Source organism: Streptomyces avermitilis MA-4680 = NBRC 14893 (assembly GCF_000009765.2).
GTDB lineage: Bacteria > Actinomycetota > Actinomycetes > Streptomycetales > Streptomycetaceae > Streptomyces > Streptomyces avermitilis.
The window spans coordinates 3,525,912-3,548,826 of record NC_003155.5 but is presented as its reverse complement, the minus strand read 5'-3'; the positions used below and the strand labels follow the sequence as shown (position 1 = coordinate 3,548,826).

At 71.3% G+C, this 22,915-nt stretch carries 12 protein-coding genes; 11 read left to right on the top strand and 1 reads right to left on the bottom strand.

The features are described from left to right. Nucleotides 1-148: 148 nt before the first annotated feature. Nucleotides 149-12,100: a type I polyketide synthase gene (locus SAVERM_RS15025; RefSeq protein WP_079121367.1), complete on the bottom strand. Its 11,952-nt coding sequence runs from the start codon at nt 12,098-12,100 to the stop codon at nt 149-151. A 205-nt stretch (nt 12,101-12,305) separates the two neighbouring features. Here SAVERM_RS15025 and SAVERM_RS15020 point away from each other — a divergent pair, with 205 nt between their 5' ends. The 11 genes from SAVERM_RS15020 to atpD all read left to right on the top strand — a co-directional run bounded on the left by SAVERM_RS15020 (nt 12,306) and on the right by atpD (nt 22,882). Then, nucleotides 12,306-12,809, top strand: a complete 504-nt coding sequence (locus SAVERM_RS15020; RefSeq protein WP_010984323.1) for a hypothetical protein — start codon at nt 12,306-12,308, stop codon at nt 12,807-12,809. Between the two features lie 140 nt (nt 12,810-12,949). Then, a complete protein-coding gene (ccrA, locus tag SAVERM_RS15015; RefSeq protein ID WP_010984322.1) occupies nt 12,950-14,302 on the top strand; it encodes a crotonyl-CoA carboxylase/reductase in 1,353 nt (450 codons plus the stop codon). A 91-nt stretch (nt 14,303-14,393) separates the two neighbouring features. Next, nucleotides 14,394-15,341, top strand: coding sequence for a 3-hydroxybutyryl-CoA dehydrogenase (locus SAVERM_RS15010; protein WP_078234449.1), 948 nt, complete (start codon nt 14,394-14,396; stop codon nt 15,339-15,341). 290 nt (nt 15,342-15,631) lie between these two features. Continuing rightward, nucleotides 15,632-16,045 carry a Cg1360 family ATP-synthase-associated protein gene (locus tag SAVERM_RS15005; protein ID WP_010984320.1) on the top strand — a complete coding sequence of 138 codons (414 nt, stop codon included), beginning with the start codon at nt 15,632-15,634 and terminating at the stop codon, nt 16,043-16,045. Nucleotides 16,046-16,267: 222 nt separating this feature from the next. Next, nucleotides 16,268-17,077, top strand: a complete 810-nt coding sequence (gene atpB, locus SAVERM_RS15000; protein WP_010984319.1) for a F0F1 ATP synthase subunit A — start codon at nt 16,268-16,270, stop codon at nt 17,075-17,077. 68 nt (nt 17,078-17,145) lie between these two features. After that, entirely contained in the window at nt 17,146-17,388 is a 243-nt protein-coding gene (locus tag SAVERM_RS14995; protein WP_010984318.1) for an ATP synthase subunit c family protein, read from the top strand. A 39-nt stretch (nt 17,389-17,427) separates the two neighbouring features. Continuing rightward, the gene (locus SAVERM_RS14990; RefSeq protein ID WP_037651554.1) at nt 17,428-17,970 is read left to right on the top strand and encodes a F0F1 ATP synthase subunit B; all 543 of its coding nucleotides are present in this window, start codon (nt 17,428-17,430) and stop codon (nt 17,968-17,970) included. Then, nucleotides 17,967-18,788, top strand: coding sequence for a F0F1 ATP synthase subunit delta (locus SAVERM_RS14985; protein WP_010984316.1), 822 nt, complete (start codon nt 17,967-17,969; stop codon nt 18,786-18,788). The genes SAVERM_RS14990 and SAVERM_RS14985 overlap by 4 nt, the downstream gene beginning before the upstream one ends. Before the next feature lie 129 nt (nt 18,789-18,917). Then, the gene (atpA, locus tag SAVERM_RS14980; RefSeq protein ID WP_010984315.1) at nt 18,918-20,507 is read left to right on the top strand and encodes a F0F1 ATP synthase subunit alpha; all 1,590 of its coding nucleotides are present in this window, start codon (nt 18,918-18,920) and stop codon (nt 20,505-20,507) included. Nucleotides 20,508-20,528: 21 nt separating this feature from the next. Next, nucleotides 20,529-21,446, top strand: a complete 918-nt coding sequence (locus SAVERM_RS14975) for a F0F1 ATP synthase subunit gamma (RefSeq protein WP_010984314.1) — start codon at nt 20,529-20,531, stop codon at nt 21,444-21,446. After that, nucleotides 21,446-22,882, top strand: a complete 1,437-nt coding sequence (gene atpD / locus SAVERM_RS14970; protein WP_010984313.1) for a F0F1 ATP synthase subunit beta — start codon at nt 21,446-21,448, stop codon at nt 22,880-22,882. Before SAVERM_RS14975 ends, atpD begins: the two co-directional genes overlap by 1 nt. Nucleotides 22,883-22,915: the final 33 nt, after the last annotated feature.

Here is a 22,915-nt window from a genome sequence, read left to right as displayed (position 1 = left end):
TCGCTACAGCTCCTTGGTGAGGTGTGCCCGGCCGATCGGGACTGATCGGACTGATCCGGGTCGATCCGGTCCGATCCGGTCTGGTTCGGTCCGGGCCGGTCGAAGGGCAGGGTCCGGTCCGGTCGAAGGACCGGGTCTGTGCCGTCGGTCAGAGACCGAACCCCTGGTCGATCGCGTCGAAGAGGTCGTCGGTGCTGGCCGCGTCGAGGTCGTCGAGGGCGTCCGCCGCGGCCGGTTCGGCATCGCCCGTGCTCCACTGCGCCAGCAGCCCGCGCAGCCGCCGGGTGACCCGGTCGCGGTCCCCGTCGTCAGCGGTGACCGCCGCGAGGGCGGCCTCCAGGGCGTCGACCTGGGAGAGGGCGGCCTCGGCGCCGGAGAGCCCGGCCGGGGCGAGCTGCGTGAGCAGTTCCCCGGCGAGCGCGGCCGGCGTCGGATGCTCGAAGACGAGCGTGGCCGGCAGCCGCAGACCCGTGGCCGCGCCGAGTCGGTTGCGGAACTCCACGGCGGTCAGCGAGTCGAAGCCGAGCTCGCTGAAGGACTGCTCCGCCGCGATCGCCCCGGCCGAGGCGTGGCCGAGCACGGTGGCCGCGTTCGAACGGACCAGGTCCAGCAGCCTGCGAAGCTGCTCGGCTGGAGGCAGCCCGGTCAGCCGCGTCCGCAGCTCGGCCCCGTCGCCGCCGGACCGCACCACCCGCCGCGAGGTGCCCTGCACCAGACCGCGGAACAGCGGCGGAACGCTGTCCGGGTCGGCCCGCAGCGCCGACGCCGTCAGCCGGGTGATCACCTGGAGCGGTACGTCGGCCCCGCACGCCAGGTCGAACAGCGCGAGCCCCTCCTCGTTGTCCAGCGGCCGCATGCCCGCCCGCTCCATCCGTTCCACCTCGGCGTCGCCCAAGTGGCCCGTCATGTCGCTGCGTTGGTTCCAGAAGCCCCAGGCGAGGGAGGTGGCGGGGTGTCCGTGGGTGCGGCGGTGGTGGGCGAGGGCGTCGAGGTAGGTGTTGGCGGCGGCGTAGTTGGCTTGTCCTGCGGTGCCGAGTTGTCCGGCGGCGGAGGAGTAGAGGACGAAGGTGGTGACGGGGTGGTGGAGGGTGAGGTGGTGGAGGTGGGTGGCTGCGTCGATCTTGGGTTGGAGGACGGTGTGGAGTTGGGTGTCCGTGAGTGTGGTGGTGGTGGCGTCGTCGAGGGTGCCTGCGGTGTGGATGACGGTGGTGAGGGGGTGTTCGGTGGGGATGGTGGTGAGGAGGGTGGCGAGTTGTTCGGGGTCGGTGGTGTCGCAGGCGGTGACGGTGACGTGGGCGCCGGCTGCGGTGAGTTCGGCTACGAGTTCGGTGGCGCCGGGGGCGTGGGGTCCGCGTCGGCTGGTGAGCAGCAGGCTGGTCACCCCGTGCCGGGTGACGAGGTGGCGGGCGAGGAGGGCGCCGAGGGTGCCGGTGCCGCCGGTGATGAGGGCGGTGCCGTGCGGATCGATCCCCCGCGGCACGGTGAGCACGGCCTTGCCGACCAGCTTCGCCTGGCTCAGGTCCCGCATCGCCTCACGGGCCCGGCGCAGGTCGTACGTGGTGACCGGCGGCGGCACCAGCACCCCGGCGCGGTACAGCTCCAGCACCGCGACCAGCATCTCCTGGATCCGGTCGGGGCCCGCCTCCATCAGGTCGTACGCCTGGTAGGCCACGCCCGGGTACGCGGCGGCGACCCGCGCCGGGTCGCGCTTGTCGGTCTTGCCCATCTCCAGGAACCGTCCGCCGCGCGGCAGCAGCCGCAGCCCGGCGTCGACGAACTCACCGGCCAGACAGTCCAGTACGACGTCCATGCCGCAGCCGCTGCTGCCCTCCATGAACCACTGCTCGAACTCCAGGGTCCGTGAGTTGGCGATGTGCCCGGCGTCGAGCCCGTGGTCGCGCAGCGTCCGCCACTTGCCGGGGCTGGCGGTGCCGTAGACCTCGGCGCCCAGATGACGGGCCAGCTGCACGGCCGCGATGCCGACCCCGCCGGCCGCCGCGTGCACCAGCACCGAGTCGCCCGGCTGCACGTCCGCCAGGTCCACCAGACCGTAGTAGGCCGTGAGATGCGTGATGGGAACGGCCGCCGCCTGCTCGTACGACCAGCCGTCCGGCATCGGGGCCAGAAAACGGTGGTCGCACACCGCGACCGGCCCGAACGAGTCGGAGCACAGCCCCAGCACCCGGTCACCCACCGCGACGTTGCCCACCCCGGCACCGGTCTCCAGGACCGTTCCGGCGACATCGCCGCCGATGCCGTTCTGCCCCTCGACCATGCCGAGCGCGACGACGACGTCCCGGAAGTTCAGCCCGACCGCGTGGACGGCGATACGGACCTGGCCGGGACCGAGCGGGTCCAGGACCTCGGGGCAGGGGACCAGCGCCACGTTCTCGATCGTGCCGCGGCCGGTGCTCTCCAGCCGCCACGGCGTCGGGCCGGGCGGCGGCAGCAGCGCCGGATGCGCCTGGGCGCGGGCCAGCCGGGGCGCCGTGACCGTGCCGCCGCGGATCGCGAGCCGGGGCTCCGCGCACCCCAGCGCCGCCGCGAACACCTCCCGGGACTCGGCCGTGCCGTCCAGGTCGACCAGCGCGAACCGGTCCGGGTGCTCGGACACCGCCGAGGTCACCAGGCCCCAACTCGCCGCGTTCCCCAGGTCGGTGACATCCTCGTCGTCGCCCGCCGCGACCGCGCCCGAGGACACGAACACCAGCCGCGCGGAGCCGAACCGCTCGTCGGCCAGCCAGGCACGGACCCGGTCGAGCGTCTCCTGGGCGGCCGTGTGCGCCGCCGCCGCGGGATCGCCCGGCGCACCGGGGGCGAGGCAGTGCACCACGATGTCCGGGACCGGCCCGTCGGCCGCGCCCAGCTCGTCGAGATCCGCCCCCACCCGTACGCCGGCACGGTCGCCCGCCAGCCCGAACAGGTCGGCGCCGACCAGCGCGTACGACGGGGCCGGCTCGTCAACCGTGACGGTCAGGGGGGTCCAGTGGAGGTGGAGCAGCGCCTCCTCCAGCGCGCCGCCCGTGGACCGGCCGGGGGCGGCCAGGGCGGCGGGCCTGGTCACCAGCGACCGTACCGAGACGACCGGGCGGCCCGTCTCGTCGGTGAGCAGCAGCGCGAGCTGGTCCCCGGACGGGGTGAGCCGCACCCGGGCCGCGGTGGCGCCGGTCGCGTACAGGTGCACCCCGGTCCAGGAGAACGGCAGCTTCACGCCCGCCTCCTGGTCGCCGGCGAGCACCATGGCGTGCAGCGCGGCGTCCAGCAGGGCCGGGTGGACGCCGTAGTGCGCGGCCTCCTCCCGCTCGCCGTCGGGCAGCCGGATCTCGGCGAACAGCTCGCCGTCCCGCCGCCACACCGCGCGCAGGCCCTGGAAGGCGGGGCCGTAGTGGTAGCCGCCCTCGGCGAGTCCGTCGTAGACGCCCTCCGTGTCGACCGGCTCCGCGCCGGCCGGCGGCCACGCCGGATCCGGCGCGGGTTCCTCGGGCGCGTCCAGGCCGAGGGTGCCGGTCGCGTGCAGCGTCCAGTCGTCCTCGCCGGTACGGGAGTGGACGGTGACCGTGCAGGTGCCCGTCTCGCCGTCCGGGGTGGCCCGGACCTGCACCGTGACCTCGTCCTTGGGGCCGGAGCCCAGCAACAGCGGTGCCTGGAGGGTCAGTTCCTCCAGATGGGGACGGCCCAGGTGGTCGCCCGCCCGGATCGCCAGGTCCACGAAGGCGGTCCCGGGCAGCAGGACCGTGCCGGAGACGGCGTGGTCGAGCAGCCACGGATGGCTACGCCCGGACAGCCGGCCGGTGAGCAGCACGCCCTCGCCGCCCGCCAGCGACACGGCCGCGCCGAGGAGCGGATGGCCCGCCGCCTCGAGACCGGTCGCGGACAGATCGCCCGCGCCGCGGCGGGACTCCAGCCAGAACCGGCGGCGCCGGAACGCATAGGTCGGCAGGTCCACCTGCCGGGCCCCGGTGCCGTCGAACACCGCCGGCCAGTCGACGCCGACGCCCAGCACACCGAGCTCGGCGGCCGAGGTGAAAAAGCGCCGCGCGCCGCCGTCGTCCCGGCGCAGCGAGCCCACCGCCACCGCGGTCCGGCCCGTATCGTCGATCGTGTCCTGGACCGAGGGCACCAGCACGGGGTGCGGGCTGATCTCGGCGAAGACGGTGAAGCCCTGGTCGAGTGCCGCGCGGGTCGCCGCCTCGAACTCCACGGTGTGACGCAGGTTCTGATACCAGTAGCCGGCGTCCAGCTTCGCGGTGTCGAGCGGGGCCCCGGTGAGGGTGGAGAAGAACGGGATCGCCGACGAACGCGGCGTCAGCCCCGCCAGTTCGGCGGCCAGGTCGCCCTCGATCTCCGCCACTTGGGATGTGTGGGAGGCGTAGTCGACCGGGATGCGACGGGCCCGCACGCCGTCGTCGGCGCAGCGGGCGAGCAGTTCGTCGAGCGCGTCGGGATCACCGGCCACCACGGTGCTGACGGGACCGTTGACCGAGGCCACCGAGACGCGCCCCGGCCACCCGGCGATCAGCTCCCGGGCCGCCGCCGACGGCAGCGCCACCGACACCATCCCGCCCCGCCCCGCGAGCGTCGAGCCGATCGCCCTGGCGCGCAGGGCGACGACCCGGGCGCCGTCGGCGAGGTCCAGCGCCCCGCAGACACAGGCGGCCGCGATCTCGCCCTGCGAGTGCCCGAGCACCGCGTCCGGTTCGACGCCGTACGAACGCCACAGCGCCGCCAGCGACACCATCACCGCCCACAGCGCGGGCTGCACCACGTCCACCCGGTCCCAGGGCGGGGTGCCCGGCTCCTGCCGCAGGACGGCGAGCAGCGACCAGTCGACGTACGGGCGCAGCGCCTCCTCGCACTCCTCGATCCGGGCCCGGAACACCGGTGCGGAGACCAGCAGTTCCGCCGCCATCCCCGCCCACTGGGCGCCCTGGCCGGGGAAGACGAACACCACGCGGTCGTCGCCGAGCACGGACCCCTCGACCACACCCGGCGGCAGCGCCTCGTCCGGCTCCCCGGCCCGGCGCGCCAGCCCGGCCGCGGCGGCCAGCAGCTCGTCCCGGTCGCCGCCCAGCACCACCGCGCGGTGGGACAGCCGGGCCCGGCCCGTCAGCGTCCTGCCGACATCGGCCACGGACAGCTCGGGACGCGCCGCCACATGCGCGACGAGCCGCTCGGCCTGGGCGTACAGCGCGGCCCGGTCGTGCCCGGAGAGCACCCACGGCACCACGCCGCCCGGAACCGTCCCGGATGTCCCGGGCTCGTCGTCGGCAGGCGGCTGTTCGAGGATGACATGGGCGTTGGTGCCGCTGATCCCGAACGAGGACACGGCGGCCCGGCGCGGACGGCCCGCGTCCGGCCACTCCCGCTCCTCGGTGAGCAGTTCCACGGTGCCCGGGGACCAGTCCACCTCGGGCGACGGCCGGTCCACATGCAGCGTCCTCGGCAGCACCCCGTACCGCATAGCCATGATCATCTTGATGATGCCCGCGGCCCCGGCCGCCGCCTGCGTGTGGCCCAGGTTGGACTTCACCGACCCCAGCCACAGTGGCTGCTCGGCGCTCCGCTCCCGGCCGTAGGTGGCCAGCAGGGCCTGCGCCTCGATCGGATCGCCCAGCGTCGTCCCCGTCCCGTGCGCCTCCACCACGTCGACGTCGGCGCCACCGAGCCGCGCGTTCGCCAGCGCCTGTTCGATCACCCGCTGCTGCGCGGGCCCGTTGGGCGCGGTCAGCCCGTTGGAGGCGCCGTCCTGGTTGACCGCGGTGCCCCGGACGACCGCCAGCACGGGGTGCCCGTTGCGGCGGGCGTCCGACAGCCGCTCGACCAGCAGGAGCCCGGCACCCTCGCCCCAGCCCGTACCGTCCGCGCTCTCGGCGAAGGACCGGCAGCGGCCGTCGGGGGACAGCCCGCCCTGCCGGGACAACTCGACGAACACACCCGGCGTCGACATCACGGTCACGCCCCCGGCCAGCGCCAGGTCGCACTCACCGGTGCGCAGCGCCTGCGCCGCCAGGTGCAGCGCCACCAGCGAGGACGAGCACGCGGTGTCGAGCGTGACCGCGGGACCCTCCAGACCCAGCGTGAACGCGATCCGCCCCGAGGCGACACTGCCGGCCGAGCCGGTCCCGATGAACCCCTCGACCTCCTCGGGCAGTACGGCCTGGTCGGCGCCGTAGTCGTGGTACATCACCCCGGCGAACACCCCGGTCCGGCTGCCGCGCACCGCCCGCGGATCGATGCCGGCCCGCTCCAGCGCCTCCCACGACGTCTCCAGGAGCAGCCGCTGCTGCGGGTCCATCGCCAGCGCCTCACGCGGCGAGATCCCGAAGAACTCCGGGTCGAACTCGGCCGCGTCGTACAGGAAGCCGCCCTCCCGCACGTACGAGGTGCCCGGCCGGGCCAGCTCCGGGTCGTACAACTCCTCCACGTTCCAGCCGCGGTCCTCGGGCATGTCACCGATCGCGTCCCGCCCTGCGGCGACCAGCTCCCACAGCTCCTCCGGCGAGGCCACCCCGCCGGGATAACGGCACGCCATGCCCACGATCGCGATCGGCTCCCCGGGCTCGACGGCGGCGGACGCCCGGGGTGCCGGCGACGCCTCCTGCCCGCCGGTCAGCTCGCCGAGCAGGACCTCCGCCACGGCCGACGGCGTCGGGTGGTCGAAGACCAGGGTCGCGGGCAGCCGGAGACCGGTCGCGGCACCCACGCCGTTGCGCAGCTCGATGGCGGCCAGGGAGTCGAAACCGAGCTCCCGGAAGGTCCGCCGCGCATCCAGCCCGTCGGGCGTCGGATGGCCGAGCGCGGTGGCCGCGTGGGTCCGTACGAGGTCCACCAGCAGCCGGATTTGGTCCGCCCGCGGCAGCGCCCGCAGCCGGGCCGCGAACGCCCCTTGCGCACCGGCTCCGTCGACCGCACCGGCCGCCCGGCGCACCGGCGCCCGCACCAGGCCCCGGAACAGCGGCGGCAGGGTGCCCACGGCCGCCTGCGCCCGCAGCGCGCCGAGATCCAGCGGCAGCGGCACGGCGACCGGAGCGTCCAGCGCGAGCGCCGCGTCGAACAGGGCCGCCCCCTGCTCCTCGGAGATCGGCAGCACCCCGGCACCGGCCATCCGGCGCCGCGTCTGCTCGTCGACCTCGGCTGTCATGTCGCTGCGTTGGTTCCAGAAGCCCCAGGCGAGGGAGGTGGCGGGGTGTCCGTGGGTGCGGCGGTGGTGGGCGAGGGCGTCGAGGTAGGTGTTGGCGGCGGCGTAGTTGGCTTGTCCTGCGGTGCCGAGTTGTCCGGCGGCGGAGGAGTAGAGGACGAAGGTGGTGACGGGGTGGTGGAGGGTGAGGTGGTGGAGGTGGGTGGCTGCGTCGATCTTGGGTTGGAGGACGGTGTGGAGTTGGGTGTCGGTCAGCTTCGTGGTGGTGGCGTCGTCGAGGGTGCCTGCGGTGTGGATGACGGTGGTGAGGGGGTGTTCGGTGGGGATGGTGGTGAGGAGGGTGGCGAGTTGTTCGGGGTCGGTGGTGTCGCAGGCGGTGACGGTGACGTGGGCGCCGGCTGCGGTGAGTTCGGCTACGAGTTCGGTGGCGCCGGGGGCGTGGGGTCCGCGTCGGCTGGTGAGCAGCAGGCTGGTCACCCCGTGCCGGGTGACGAGGTGGCGGGCGAGGAGGGCGCCGAGGGTGCCGGTGCCGCCGGTGATGAGGGCGGTGCCGTGCGGATCGATCTCCCGCGGCACGGCGTCGCCTGCCACGGCGTCGTCCGCCACGGCCCGGGTCAGGCGCGGAGCGAAGGCCCTGCCGTCCCGTAGGGCGACCCGGGGTTCGTCCGAGCCGGCCGCCGAGCGCACCGCCGCCAGGGACCGCGGCGTGCCGTCGACGTCCACGAGGACGATCCGGCCCGGGTGTTCGGTCACCGCCGAGCTCAGCAGGCCCCACGCGGCCGCCTGCACCGGGTCGAGCGGGTCGCCCTCACCCACGGCCACCGCGTTCCAGGTCACCGCCACCAGCCGCGAGTCGGCGAACCGCTCGTCGGCCAGCCACGACCGCACCAGGTCCAGCGCCCGCCCGGCGAGGTCGTGCGCCTGCCCGGCAAGGTCGCGCTCCTGCCCGGCGAGGTCGTCCGCCGCGTCCGCGCCACCCGAGCCCTCGGACGGGCCGGCCGTGGCGACGACGAACTCCGGCATCCCGGCACCCGCGTCCAGCGCGGCACCGAGCCCCGCCAGGCCGGGGTGACGCTCGGCGCCCGCGAGCCCCGTGAGCGGCCCCGAACCGAGCACCGCCCAGCGGCCCTCCGGCTCGGCCGCGCCGACCGGAGCCCACGACGGCACGAACAAGGCGTCCGAGGCACCGTCCGGCGCCGCGATCCGCCCGGCGGGCCGCACCACCAGGGAGTCCACCGTCGCCACGGCCTCACCGGCGGCGTCGGCGAAGAACAGGGAGAGCGAGTCGGCGCCGGTCGGCGTCAGCCGAACGCGCAGGAACGACGCACCGGCCGCGTGCAGCGCCACCCCGCGCCACGCGAACGGCAGCCTGCCCCGCTGCTCCCGGCCGAACTCGCCCGGCACGAACGCGGACGCGTGCAGTGCGGCGTCGGCGAGCGCCGGATGCAGCCCGAACTCCCCGGCGCCGGTGGCCACCTCGTCGGGCAGCCGGACCTCAACGTACACCTCCTCGCCCCGCCGCCACACCGCGCGCAGCCCCTGGAAGGCCGGGCCGTACTGGAAACCGGCGTCCGCGAGGTCCGCGTAGAAGCCGTCGACGTCCAGCTCCTCGGCCCCGGCGGGCGGCCAGGCCGTCAGCTCGTCTCCGGGACGCGTACGAGCCGTGGTGAGGGTGCCGCCGGCGTGCCGCGTCCACACCTCCTCGGCGGACTCCTCGGCCTGTGCGTACAGGGCGAACTCACGCTCGCCGGACTCGTCCGGAGCACCCACGGCGAGCTGGACGCGCAGGCCGCCGCTCGACGGCAGGACGAGCGGAAGCTCCAGCGTGAGATCCCCGACCGAGTCGAGGCCGAGGTACGTCCCGGCCCACAGCGCCAGTTCGGCGACGGCGGTGCCCGGCAGCAGAACGGTGTCGCCGATCGCGTGGTCCGCCAGCCACGGCAGGCTGTCCGTGGACAGCCTGCCGGTGAACAGCCGGCCGCCCCCGGCCGCCGGCACCAGCACGGCACCGAGCAGCGGGTGTTCCGCGGGGGCCAGCCCCGCCGCGGCCATGTCGCCGGCCCCGGGCACGCCGCGCAGCCAGTACCGGGTGCCCTGGAAGGCGTACGTCGGCAGCGGCACCCGCCGTCCCGCCCGCCCGGCGAAGAACGCCGCCCAGTCCACCGGCACACCGGCCGTGTGCGCCTGGGCCAGCAGGGCCGTCAGGGTGCGGACCTCCGGCCGGTTGCGGCGCAGCGCCGGTGCGACGACCGCGCCGGCGGTGCCGGTTTCCGCGAGCGTCTCCTCGGCCATGGACGCGAGCGTCTCCTCGGCCATGGAGGTGAGCGCGGCATCGGCCCCGAGTTCGAGGAACACGGTGACGCCCTCGGCGTCGAGGGCGCGCACCACGTCGTGGAAGCGGACCGGCTCGCGCGCCTGCCGCGCCCAGTACGCCGGGTCCGCCCACGCGGCCGGCTCCAGGAGGGTGCCCGTCACGCTGGAGACGACCGGAATGGCAGGGGGACCGAACGTCAGCCGGGCGGCGACCTGCCGCAGCGGGTCGACCACGGGGTCCATCAGCGGCGAGTGGAACGCATGGCTCACCGGGAGCCGCCGGGTCCTGCGCCCCAGGCCGGTGAAGTGCGCCGCGACGGCGGTGACGACGTCCTCGTCGCCCGACACCACCACGGAACCCGGCCCGTTGACCGCCGCGACACCGGCCACCGACTCGTGCCCGGCCAGCAGGGGCAGCACCTCGTCCCAGGTCGCCGCCACGGAGACCATCGCCCCGCCCTCGGGCAGTTCCTGCATCAACCGCCCCCGGGCGGTGACCAGTTCACTGGCGTCGGCCAGCGACAGCATGCCCGAGACATGGGCCGCGGTCAGCTCGCCGACCGAGTGCCCGGACAGCAGCCGCGGACGCACACCCCACTCCTCGAGGAGCCGGAACAGGGCCACCCCGAGGGCGAAGGTCGCCGACTGGGTGTAGAGGGTACGGTCCAGCAGCCGCGCCTCCTCGCTGTCCGGGGCGGCCAGCAGCAGCGGCAGCAGCGGCCGGTCGAGCCGGGCGTCCAGCTCGGCACAGACGGCGTCCAGCGCGCGGGCGTACGCCGGGAACGCCTCGTACAACTCCCGCCCCATGCCGGGACGTTGAGCTCCCTGCCCGGTGAACAGGAACGCGCCGCGCACCTCGCCGGCGAGTCCGCTCACCAGCCCGGCGGGACTGCCTCCCCGCCCCAGCTCGGCCAGCGAGTCCAGCAGTTCCGCGCGGTCCCCGGCGAGCAGCACCGCCCGGTGCTCGAAGGCGGTACGGGTCGTGGCGAGCGCGCAGGCCACGTCGTCGAGCGGCAGATCGGGGTGGTCGAGCAGGTGCGCGTGCAGCCGGGCGGCCTGGGCGGGCAGCGCCGCGGGCGTGGCCGCCGACAGAACCACCGGCACGACCTGCGCTCCGGCGACGGAAGCGCCGGAGGCGATGGAAGCGCCGGAAGTGTCGGAGGTGCCGGAGGCGATGGAAGTGACGGAGCCGTCCGCGCCGGCCGGGCCGTCCGCGCCGGCCGAGCCGCTCGCCCCGGCCGGGCCGTCCGCGTCGAGATCCGCCGGCGCCGGTTCCTCCAGGATGACGTGCACATTGGTGCCGCTGATCCCGAACGAGGACACCCCCGCCCGGCGGGGGCGGTCGCCGCGCGGCCACGGGCGGTTCTCGGTCAGCAGCTCCACCGCGCCCTCGGACCAGTCCACTTCGGGCGTCGGACGGTCCACGTGCAGCGTCCTCGGCAGCTGCTCGTGCCGCATCGCCTGGACCATCTTGATGATCCCGGCGGCACCCGCGGCGGCCTGCGTGTGCCCGATGTTCGACTTGACCGAGCCCAGCCACAGCGGCTGCTCGGCGCTCCGCTCCCGGCCGTAGGTGGCCAGCAGCGCCTGTGCCTCGATCGGATCACCCAGCGTCGTCCCCGTACCGTGCGCCTCCACCACGTCGACATCCGCGACGCCGAGCCGCGCCGAGGCCAGCGCCTGCTGAATGACCCGCTGCTGCGAGGGCCCGTTGGGGGAGGTGAGACCGTTGGACGCGCCGTCCTGGTTGACCGCGCTGCCGCGGACGATCGCGAGCACCTGGTGGCCCCTGCGACGGGCGTCCGACAACCGTTCCACCACGAGCAGCGCGGAGCCCTCGCCCCAGCCGACACCGTCGGCGGCGGCCGCGAACGACTTGCACCTGCCGTCGCGGGCGAGGCCGCGCTGCCGCGAGTTCTCCACGAAGGTGGCGGGGGTGGACATGATCGTCGCGCCACCCGCCAACGCCAGGTCGCACTCCTCGTCCCGCAGCGCCTGCACGGCGAGGTGCAGCGCCACCAGCGAGGACGAGCACGCGGTGTCGAGGGTGACGGCCGGCCCCTCGAGGCCGAGGAAGTACGAGATCCGGCCCGAGGCCACACTCGCGGCCATACCGGTGCTCAGATAGCCCTCGACCTCGTCGGGCAGGGCACCGGGACCCGAGGCGTAGTCGTGGTACATCAGCCCGGTGAAGACACCGGTGCGCGAGCCGGCCAGCGACCGCGGATCGAGACCGGTGTTCTCCAGGGCTTCCCAGGCGGTCTCCAGGAGCAGCCGCTGCTGCGGGTCCATCGCCAGCGCCTCGCGCGGGGAGACGCCGAAGAACTCCGCGTCGAACTCGGTGGCCCCGCGCAGGAATCCACCCTCGGTGGCGTACGAGGTGCCCGGGTGGTCGGGGTCGGGGTCGTAAAGCTCCCCGAGCTCCCAGCCGCGGTCCGTCGGCATGCCGGTGACGGCGTCCTCACCGCGCCGGACGAGGTCCCACAGCTGGTCGGGTGAGCCGACACCGCCGGGCAGCCGGCAGGCCATCCCGACGATCGCTATGGGCTCGGTGTCGTCGGCCTCAAGTTTCTTGATGCGCCGATGGGCCTGCCGCAGATCGGCTGCCATCTTCTTGAGGTAATCAACCAGCTGCGCTTCGTTCGTCACCTGTGAACCTGCCTGAGAGATTGGCAAACCGCGCCCTTCGAGGGCGAAGGTACGGACGGCTCGCCCCTAGCCGCGTCCCCTCAGCCACCCCAGAAGCGGCCTCGCCCGGGAATGCGGCCGGGTAGGGGTTGGCGCTAGGGGTGCGGCCGTGCCTAGCATTCGGCGAATTCCCGTGCCGTGACGAGGAACTGGAGTGTATTCCGCAATGAGCGTTTCTGAGAAGGAAGCCGAAACTTCGGCCGAGCAGGAATTCACCAGGCCGCCGGCCCCGGAGAAGATGCGGGATCTGGATTTCCTGCTCGGTGATTTCCGTGCGGAGTGGACCAACTTCACCGCCGACCCGGCCACGACCGGCACGGCCGCCTGGAACACCGCGTCCACCTTCCACGGGCACGCCTACGAGATGACGCAGCGGGTCGAGGCGCACGACCTCACCGGCCGCTTCGTCGTCCAGTGGGTCGAGTCGGAATCGTCGTTCTCCGGCTACTACTACGACGACTGGGGAAACCGCACCCTGCTGACCTCCGAGGGCTGGCAGGACGGTTATCTCGCGTTCACCGGAGAATGCTTCGGATTCGGCAAGTCCTTCCTGCTCAAGGAGCAGTACGAAATCGTCGACGAGAAGCACTACGTCAAACGCGGTTTCATCAAGTTCGACGAAGGCGACTGGATCCCCGCGGACGAGGTGCACTGCCACCGCGAGGCGTGACCCACCGAGCGGTCCCCAGGATCCCGGCCATTCGGTAATTCGGAGCCGCGGTAATTCGGTAAGGACGGAACAGCGGAACGCCGTGGACCCACGCATACGGATCGACGCTCGGGCTACGTGACCCCCGGGAAAGGTGAACCATGACCCTGCTGACCGAAGCGGTACGTGCGGGCGCGCCGCCGCAGGAGCTGGAGCGCGCGCCGCTGCCCGGGGAGTACACCGCCGCGTACATCCAGGCCGAGGACGCCCGGATGTTCGACGGAGTCGCCGACAAGGACATCCGCAAGTCGTTGCGCGTCGGCCAGGTCCCGATGCCCGAACTGGCGCCGGACGAGGTGCTGGTCGCGGTCATGGCCAGCGCGGTCAACTACAACACCGTGTGGTCGGCGATGTTCGAGCCGGTCTCCACGTTCCGCTTCCTGCGGCAGTTCGCGACGCAGGGCGGTTGGGCCCGACGCCACGATCTGCCGTACCACGTGATCGGTTCCGACGGGGCGGGCGTGATCGTGCGCGTGGGCTCCGGCGTACGGCGCTGGGGCATCGGCGACCACGTGGTGATGAGCTGCGTCCAGCCCGACGACCAGGAACCGGCCACGCAGGCCGACGGGATGCTCGGCGCCGAGCAGCGGATCTGGGGCTTCGAGACCAACTTCGGCGGCCTGGCCCACTACGCGGTCGTCAGGGCAAGCCAGTTGATCCCCAAGCCGGCCCACCTCAGCTGGGAGGAGGCGGCCTGCAACCCCCTGTGCGCGGGAACCGCGTACCGGATGCTCGTCGGCGACCGGGGCGCCCGCTTCAAGCAGGGCGACGTCGTACTGATCTGGGGCGCCGCCGGCGGACTCGGCGCGTACGCGGTGCAGCTCGTCAAGAACGGCGGCGGCATCCCGGTCGGCGTGGTCAGCTCGCCCGCCAAGGCGGAGGCGGCCCGCAGACTCGGCTGCGACGTGGTCATCGACCGCCAGGACATCGGCCTCGACGACCGCACGGCCGACGACCCCCGTGCGGTGATCGAGGTGGGCAAGCGGCTCGGGACCGCCATCCGCAAACGGGTGGGGGAGGACCCGCACATCGTCTTCGAGCACGTGGGCCGTGCCACCTTCGCGGTCTCGGTCTTCGTGGTCCGGCGCGGCGGCACGGTGGTGACCTGCGGCTCCAGCACCGGCTACCAGCACGGCTACGACAACCGCTACCTGTGGATGAAACTCAAGCGAATCATCGGCAGCCACGCGGCGAACCTCCAGGAACAATGGGAGTGCAACCGCCTCGTCTCCCTCGGCCGCATCGTGCCGACGCTGTCCGCGGTCTATCCCCTGGAGGAGATCGGCGAGGCCGCCCGGTCGGTCCAGACGAACCAGCACATCGGCAAGGTCGGAGTCCTGTGCCTGGCATCGGGCCCCGGCCAGGGCGTGACGGACCCCGAACGCCGTGCCGACCTGGGCGAGGAACGCCTCAACCCGCTGCGCGGACTCACACCGACGCGACAGGCCGGCTGAGAGCGCCTCCAGTTCCCGTACGCCTGTCGTGAAGACGCTGGTAATCGGCCGAGAGAGCCCGTCGGGCCGTGCCCGGCGCGAAGGAGATGTGATGAGCACTGCGACGGCGGCCTCCCCGACCCCCGTGACCACGTCCGCGCCCGAGGCGACCGAGCCCGAGGCGACCGAGGAGTCCGCCGCCGCGCGGGCGATCCGGCGCGTGGGCGTGGTCGGCTGCGGAGTGATGGGCGCGGGCCTCGCCGAAGTGTGCGCCCGGGCCGGGCTCGACGTACTGGTCACGTCCTCGGGCGAGGACGGGCTGGCCCGGGGCCGCGGCCGGCTCGAACGCTCCCTCGCCCACGCCGTCCGCAAGGACAGGATCAGCGACACGGCCCGCGAAGAGACGCTCGCCCGCGTCTCCTTCACCACCGACCTCGCCGCCTTCCGCGACCGGCAACTGGTCCTGGAGGCGGCCCCCGAGGACGAGCCCACGAAGCTGCGGATCTTCCAGGCGCTGGACAGGGCCGTCGAGGACCCGGAGGCGATCCTCGCCACCAACACCTCCGCCCTTCCCGTCATGCGGCTGGCCCGCGCGACCGACCGCCCCGGCCAGGTCCTCGGCCTGCACTTCTTCAACCCGGCCCCCGTGCTGCCCCTGGTCGAGGTGATCGGTTCGCTGCTCACCCGCGACCGCACCCGGCGCATCGCCGCGGAGTTCGCCACCACGGTGCTCGGCAAGCAGGTCGTCCACGCCGGCGACCGCTCCGGGTTCGTGGTCAACGCCCTGCTGATCCCCTATCTCCTGTCCGCGATCAGGATGTGCGAGGCGGGATTCGCCGGCGCGCAGGACATCGACAAAGCGATGACACTGGGCTGCTCGCACCCCATGGGACCGCTGGCACTGGCCGACCTCATCGGCCTGGACACCGTCGCGGCCATCGGCACGGCCCTGTACGAGGAGTTCAAGGAGCCCACGCACGCCGTTCCCCCGCTGCTGTCCCGCATGGTCGACGGCGGCCTGCTCGGCAGGAAGTCCGGGCAGGGTTTCTACACGTACTGAGCACGCGCGCACCGCCCGCGCTCGCGATCACGCGCGCATACCAAGTCCACACCCGCGGTGTCATCTCGCTGAGCTACCGCATGGCCCGTTCGTGTGACGGTGAGCACACTTCCGGGTAAAGACTGCATCAAATAGTTTGTGATACGGTTCACGAGAACCCGAGATATATTGGGGCGGCCGGAGCGAGACAGGCCGCCCGTACGAGGCACGCCTCGTTCACCTCGGGCTAGGGTCATCTCTCGACGACCGAAACGAACCCCCCCCAAGATTTCGCCGGAGGAGCTGCCGCAATGCAGTCCAACGACGCCCGAACGCTCCTGCACTGTGCTCTGCCCACCGCTGCCGCGGGCGTGGTGGGAGTCGCGGTCAGTGCCGCCGTGGCCGGTGGCAAGGGTGCGCTAGGCGCCGGCTTCGGCACCGTTCTTGTTCTGCTGTTCATGTGCAGCGGCCTTGTGGTGCTGCTGCGGACCGCGCGCTCGCTGCCCCACCTGTTCCAGATGATGGGGCTGTTGCTCTACACCACGCAGATCCTGCTCCTGATGATCCTGTTGACCATCTTCAGGGGCACCTCGGTGTTCAATCCCAAGTGCTTCGCCCTGACCCTGCTTGCGGCCACCCTGGTGTGGATCGCTGCACAGGTGCGATCCCACATGAAGGCCAAGGTCCTCTACGTGGAGCCGGACTCCGCTCGGACGCCGTCGTGACCTGTAGGGCCGGTGTAAAGGGGCCTCCGCTCATTTGCTATGGTCTCGCCACAACTGTGGCAGAGCTGGCGTGGGTGGTAGCCGTGCCTGTGACGCCTTTTGGCTCGGAGCCCAGTCGCCGCCCCCATATCCGCAAGTCCAGTCCAGTGCCGTTCCGCGGTCGCAGGCCGCGCCGACACATTGAGGTTGCCGTACCCATGCGCCACGCTGAAGGAGCTCGCGGTGAGTGATGCCAAGACGCTCGCCTTCGAGACCGATTGTCATATTTTCGAAGGGTGCGGTTTCCCGACCCCCGGTCTGCACTCCTTCGTCTTCGAGCCGATCTTCACGGTCGGCGGCTTCGAGTTCAACAAGCCGATCCTGTTGGTACTGCTGAGCACGATCATCGTCATCGGGTTCTTCTGGGCGGCCTTCAACAAGCCGAAGCTGATCCCGGGCAAGCTCCAGATGATCGGTGAGCTGGGCTACGACTTCGTTCGTCGTGGGGTCGTCTACGAGACGCTCGGCAAGCGGGAGGGCGACAAGTACGTCCCGCTCATGGTCTCGTTGTTCTTCTTCGTCTGGATGATGAACATCTGGTCGATCATCCCGGTCGCGCAGTTCCCGGCGACCTCGATCATCGCCTTCCCGGCGGGCCTCGCAGCGGTCGTCTATGTGCTCTGGGTGAGCCTGACGTTCAAGAAGCACGGCTTCGTCGGCGCCTTCAAGAACATCACGGGCTACGACAAGTCGCTCGGCCCGGTGTTCCCGGTGGTCATGTTCTTCGAGTTCCTCTCGAACCTGCTCATCCGGCCCTTCACGCACGCGGTCCGGCTCTTCGCCAACATGTTCGCCGGGCACGTACTGCTGCTGATCTTCACCATCGCCAGCTGGTACCTGCTCAACGGCATCGGCATCGCCTACGCCGGCGTCTCGTTCCTGATGGTCCTCGTGATGACGGTCTTCGAGCTGTTCATCCAGGCGCTTCAGGCCTACGTCTTCATCCTGCTGTCCTGCAGCTACATCCAGGGCGCTCTCGCCGAGCACCACTGAGCACGGCACCCCCCCGAACATCCGGTGGCCAACCCCCACCGGCCCGTGAAAAAGAAGGAAGAAACGGCATGTCCGCTCTCCAGACCCTCGCCGCGGTCAACATCCAGGGCAACCTCGGTGCGATCGGTTACGGCCTCGCCGCCATCGGCCCGGGCGTCGGCGTCGGCATCATCTTCGGTAACGGCACCCAGGCCCTCGCCCGCCAGCCCGAGGCGGCCGGCCTGATCCGCCAGAACCAGATCCTCGGCTTCGTGCTCTGTGAGGCGCTGGCCCTGATCGGCCTGGTCATGGGCTTTGTCTACCCTTCCTGATCCGGTCTCTGACGCGAAACTTTGACGGAAGGCACAGATGTGATCCTGGTACAGCTGGCTGCTGAGGAAGCCCAGAATCCCCTCATTCCGGAGGTCCCGGAGCTCGTCATCGGCCTTCTGGCCTTCGCGATCGTCTTCTTCGTCCTCGGCAAGAAGCTCCTCCCGAACATCAACAAGGTTCTGGAAGAGCGTCGTGCCGCGATCGAAGGCGGTATCGAAGAAGCCGAGGCCATGAAGGTCGAAGCCCAGAGCGTGCTCGAGCAGTACAAGGCTCAGCTCGCCGAGGCTCGGCACGAGGCCGCGCGTCTGCGCCAGGAGGCGCAGGAGCAGGGCGCCACGCTCATCACCGAGATGCGTGCGGAAGGCCAGCGGCAGCGCGAGGAGATCATCGCTGCCGGCCACGCCCAGCTCGAGGCCGACCGCAAGGCCGCCGCGCAGGCGCTGCGCCAGGACGTGGGCACGCTCGCCACCGACCTGGCCGGCAAGCTCGTCGGTGAGTCCCTCGAGGACCACGCCCGGCAGAGCCGTGTCATCGACCGCTTCCTCGACGGGCTCGAGGAGAAGGCCGAGGCGACTCGATGACTGCACACGGAGCGAGCCGCGAGGCAACCGCTGCCGCACGTGAGCGTCTCGATGCGCTGACGGACTCGACGTCCGTGGACGTGGTCCAGCTCGCCGACGAGCTGGCCGCCGTCACCGCGCTGCTCGACCGCGAGGTGTCGCTGCGTCGGGTCCTCACCGACCCGGCGCAGGCCGCCGAGGCCAAGGCCGAGCTGGCCGGTCGCCTCTTCGGCAGCCAGATCGGCGGCCCCGCCACCGACCTGGTCACCGGCATGGTGCGCTCCCGCTGGTCGCAGTCCCGCGACCTGGTGGACGCCGTCGAGGAGCTGGCGGACATCGCCGACCTCACGGCGGCCCAGCGGGCGGGCGTGCTCGACGACGTCGAGGACGAGCTGTTCCGGTTCGGCCGGATCGTCTCGTCGAACCCCGCGCTGCGGGCCGCGCTGACCGACCGCACCGCCGACAAGGCGGCCAGGAGCGAGCTGGTGCACAGCCTGCTCGGCGGCCGGGCCACCGCGACCACCGAGCGTCTCGTGACGCGCCTTGTGACCACGCCGCGTGGACGTAGCCTGGAGGCGGGACTCGAGTCCCTGTCCAAGCTCGCCGCCGAGCGCCGCGACCGCTTGGTCGCGGTCGTCACCACGGCGGTCCCGCTGAGTGACACGCAGAAGCAGCGCCTCGGCGCCGCCCTCGCGACGCTCTACGGCCGTCAGATGCACCTCAACATCGACGTGGACCCCGAGGTCCTCGGCGGGATGCGGGTGCAGGTCGGCGACGAGGTCATCAACGGCAGCATCGCGGACCGGCTCGAGGACGCCCGCCGCCGCATGGCGAGCTAGCAGCAACTCAATACCTAGTAGTACCGACGGCCCTGGTTGGGCCGTGCAGAGGATTCACCTCTTTTCAGGGGGAGTCCCCATCCCCCCAAAGTGAAACTTCGGGCCCAACAAGGAGAGCAGGGAACCCAGATGGCGGAGCTCACGATCCGGCCGGAGGAGATCCGGGATGCGCTGGAGAACTTTGTCCAGTCGTACAAGCCGGACGCGGCCTCGCGCGAGGAGGTCGGCACGGTCACCGTCGCCGGCGACGGTATCGCCAAGGTTGAGGGTCTCCCCTCGGCCATGGCCAACGAGCTGCTGAAGTTCGAGGACGGCACTCTCGGCCTCGCGCTGAACCTGGAAGAGCGCGAGATCGGTGCGGTCGTCCTCGGCGAGTTCAGCGGTATCGAGGAGGGCCAGCCGGTGCACCGCACCGGTGAGGTGCTGTCCGTCGCCGTGGGCGAGGGCTACCTCGGCCGCGTCGTCGACCCCCTCGGCAACCCGATCGACGGCCTCGGCGAGATCGAGACCAGCGGTCGTCGCGCCCTCGAGCTGCAGGCCCCCACGGTCATGGACCGCAAGTCGGTGCACGAGCCGATGGAGACCGGCTACAAGGCCGTCGACGCGATGACCCCGATCGGCCGTGGCCAGCGTCAGCTGATCATCGGTGACCGCCAGACCGGCAAGACCGCCCTGGCCGTCGACACGATCATCAACCAGCGTGACAACTGGCGCACCGGCGACCCGAAGAAGCAGGTTCGCTGCATCTACGTCGCCATCGGTCAGAAGGGTTCCACCATCGCCTCCGTGCGCGGTGCCCTGGAAGAGGCCGGCGCGCTGGAGTACACGACCATCGTCGCCGCCCCGGCGTCCGACCCGGCCGGCTTCAAGTACCTGGCGCCGTACACCGGTTCGGCCATCGGCCAGCAGTGGATGTACGAGGGCAAGCACGTCCTCATCATCTTCGACGACCTCTCGAAGCAGGCCGACGCCTACCGCGCCGTGTCCCTGCTGCTGCGCCGCCCGCCGGGCCGCGAGGCCTACCCGGGTGACGTCTTCTACCTGCACTCCCGTCTGCTGGAGCGCTGCGCGAAGCTCTCCGACGACATGGGCGCCGGTTCGATGACGGGTCTGCCGATCGTCGAGACCAAGGCGAACGACGTGTCGGCGTTCATCCCGACCAACGTCATCTCCATCACCGACGGCCAGTGCTTCCTGGAGTCGGACCTGTTCAACGCCGGTCAGCGCCCCGCGCTGAACGTCGGTATCTCCGTCTCCCGAGTCGGTGGTTCCGCGCAGCACAAGGCGATGCGTCAGGTCTCGGGTCGTCTTCGCGTGGACCTCGCCCAGTTCCGTGAGCTGGAGGCGTTCGCCGCCTTCGGTTCGGACCTGGACGCCGCGTCGAAGTCCCAGCTGGAGCGCGGTCAGCGCATGGTCGAGCTGCTCAAGCAGGCTCAGTACCAGCCGATGCCGACCGAGGACCAGGTCGTCTCCGTGTGGGCCGGCACCACCGGCAAGATGGACGACGTACCGGTCGCCGACATCCGCCGCTTCGAGAAGGAGCTGCTGGAGTTCCTGCACCGCAAGTACCAGGGACTCATGACCTCCATCAAGGAGGGCGCCAAGATGTCGGACGACACCCTCACGGCCATCGCCGACGCCATCGCGGACTTCAAGAAGCAGTTCGAGACCTCGGACGGCAAGCTTCTCGGCGAAGACGTTCCGGCCGCCGGCAAGTGACGTAAGGAAGGGACCTGACTCATGGGAGCCCAGCTCCGGGTCTACAAGCGTCGCATCCGATCCGTCACCGCGACCAAGAAGATCACCAAGGCGATGGAGATGATCGCCGCCTCGCGTGTCGTCAAGGCGCAGCGCAAGGTGGCGGCCTCCACGCCGTACGCGACCGAGCTCACCCGCGCGGTCACGGCGGTCGGCACCGGCTCGAACACCAAGCACCCGCTGACCACCCAGGCCGAGACGGTCACCCGGTCCGCGGTGCTGCTCCTGACGAGCGACCGCGGCCTGGCCGGCGCGTTCAACTCCAACGCCATCAAGGCGGCGGAGCAGCTGACCGCGCGGCTCGAGGCCGAGGGCAGGGAGGTCGACACGTACATCGTCGGCCGCCGTGGTGCCGCCCACTACAACTTCCGTGAGCGCAAGGTCACGGAGCTGTGGACGGGCTTCACCGACGAGCCCACGTACGCGGACGCCAAGAAGGTCGCGGGTCCGCTCATCGAGGCCATCGAGAAGGAGACGGCGGACGGCGGCGTGGACGAACTCCACATCGTCTACACCGAGTTCGTCTCGATGATGACGCAGACGGCGATCGACGCCCGCCTGCTGCCGCTCAGCCTCGAAGAGGTGGCGGAGGAGTCGTCCACACAGGGCGAGATCCGTCCGCTGTACGACTTCGAGCCGTCGGCGGAGGACGTCCTCGACGCCCTGCTGCCGCGCTACGTCGAGAGCCGTATCTACAACGCGCTGCTCCAGTCGGCTGCCTCCAAGCACGCCGCCACGCGTCGTGCGATGAAGTCGGCCACCGACAACGCGGGCGAGCTGATCAACACGCTCTCCCGCCTTGCCAACGCGGCCCGCCAGGCCGAAATCACCCAGGAAATCAGCGAGATCGTCGGTGGCGCCAGCGCCCTGGCCGACGCGACCGCGGGGAGTGACAGGTAATGACGACGACAGTTGAGACGGCCGTTGCCACGGGCCGCGTCGCCCGGGTCATCGGCCCGGTCGTCGACGTGGAATTCCCCGTCGACGCGATGCCGGACATGTACAACGCCCTTCACGTCGAGGTGGCCGACCCGGCCAACGCCGGCGAGAAGAAGACGCTGACCCTGGAGGTCGCCCAGCACCTGGGTGACGGCCTGGTCCGCACCATCTCCATGCAGCCCACCGACGGTCTGGTCCGCCAGGCCGCGGTCACCGACACCGGTACGGGCATCACCGTCCCGGTCGGCGACTTCACCAAGGGCAAGGTGTTCAACACCCTCGGTGAGGTGCTGAACGTCGACGAGAAGTACGACGGCGAGCGCTGGTCCATCCACCGCAAGGCCCCGCGCTTCGACGAGCTCGAGTCGAAGACCGAGATGTTCGAGACCGGCGTCAAGGTCATCGACCTTCTCACCCCGTACGTCAAGGGTGGAAAGATCGGTCTGTTCGGTGGAGCCGGCGTCGGCAAGACGGTGCTCATCCAGGAGATGATCTACCGCGTCGCCAACAACCACGACGGTGTCTCCGTGTTCGCCGGTGTCGGTGAGCGCACCCGTGAGGGCAACGACCTCATCGAGGAGATGTCGGACTCGGGCGTCATCGACAAGACCGCCCTGGTCTTCGGCCAGATGGACGAGCCCCCGGGCACCCGTCTGCGCGTGGCCCTGGCCGGTCTGACCATGGCGGAGTACTTCCGCGATGTGCAGAAGCAGGACGTGCTGTTCTTCATCGACAACATCTTCCGCTTCACCCAGGCCGGTTCCGAGGTGTCGACCCTGCTCGGCCGTATGCCCTCCGCGGTGGGCTACCAGCCGAACCTGGCCGACGAGATGGGTCTCCTCCAGGAGCGCATCACCTCGACCCGTGGTCACTCGATCACCTCGATGCAGGCGATCTACGTCCCCGCGGACGACCTGACCGACCCGGCCCCGGCCACCACGTTCGCCCACCTCGACGCGACGACGGTTCTCTCCCGTCCGATCTCCGAGAAGGGCATCTACCCGGCCGTGGACCCGCTGGACTCCACGTCCCGCATCCTGGACCCGCGCTACATCGCGCAGGACCACTACGACGCCGCCATGCGCGTCAAGACGGTTCTGCAGAAGTACAAGGACCTCCAGGACATCATCGCGATCCTCGGTATCGACGAGCTCGGCGAGGAGGACAAGCTCGTTGTCCACCGCGCCCGTCGCGTGGAGCGCTTCCTGTCCCAGAACACCCACGTCGCCAAGCAGTTCACCGGCGTCGACGGGTCGGACGTCCCGCTGGACGAGTCGATCACCGCGTTCAACGCGATCATCGACGGCGAGTACGACCACTTCCCGGAGCAGGCGTTCTTCATGTGCGGTGGCATTGAGGACCTCAAGGCCAACGCCAAGGAGCTCGGCGTCTCCTGAGCCCCGTGCTCACCATGAGGGGGTGGGTGCGTC

Excerpts from the sequence above, each read along its gene's own strand:
- atpD (WP_010984313.1), top strand. The coding sequence starts at position 21,446 with ATGACGACGACAGTTGAGACGGCCGTTGCCACGGGCCGCGTCGCCCGG.
- atpA (WP_010984315.1), top strand. The coding sequence starts at position 18,918 with ATGGCGGAGCTCACGATCCGGCCGGAGGAGATCCGGGATGCGCTGGAG.
- SAVERM_RS14975 (WP_010984314.1), top strand. The coding sequence starts at position 20,529 with ATGGGAGCCCAGCTCCGGGTCTACAAGCGTCGCATCCGATCCGTCACC.
- SAVERM_RS15010 (WP_078234449.1), top strand. The coding sequence starts at position 14,394 with ATGAGCACTGCGACGGCGGCCTCCCCGACCCCCGTGACCACGTCCGCG.
- ccrA (WP_010984322.1), top strand. The coding sequence starts at position 12,950 with ATGACCCTGCTGACCGAAGCGGTACGTGCGGGCGCGCCGCCGCAGGAG.
- SAVERM_RS15020 (WP_010984323.1), top strand. The coding sequence starts at position 12,306 with ATGAGCGTTTCTGAGAAGGAAGCCGAAACTTCGGCCGAGCAGGAATTC.
- SAVERM_RS14995 (WP_010984318.1), top strand. The coding sequence starts at position 17,146 with ATGTCCGCTCTCCAGACCCTCGCCGCGGTCAACATCCAGGGCAACCTC.
- SAVERM_RS15005 (WP_010984320.1), top strand. The coding sequence starts at position 15,632 with ATGCAGTCCAACGACGCCCGAACGCTCCTGCACTGTGCTCTGCCCACC.
- SAVERM_RS14985 (WP_010984316.1), top strand. The coding sequence starts at position 17,967 with ATGACTGCACACGGAGCGAGCCGCGAGGCAACCGCTGCCGCACGTGAG.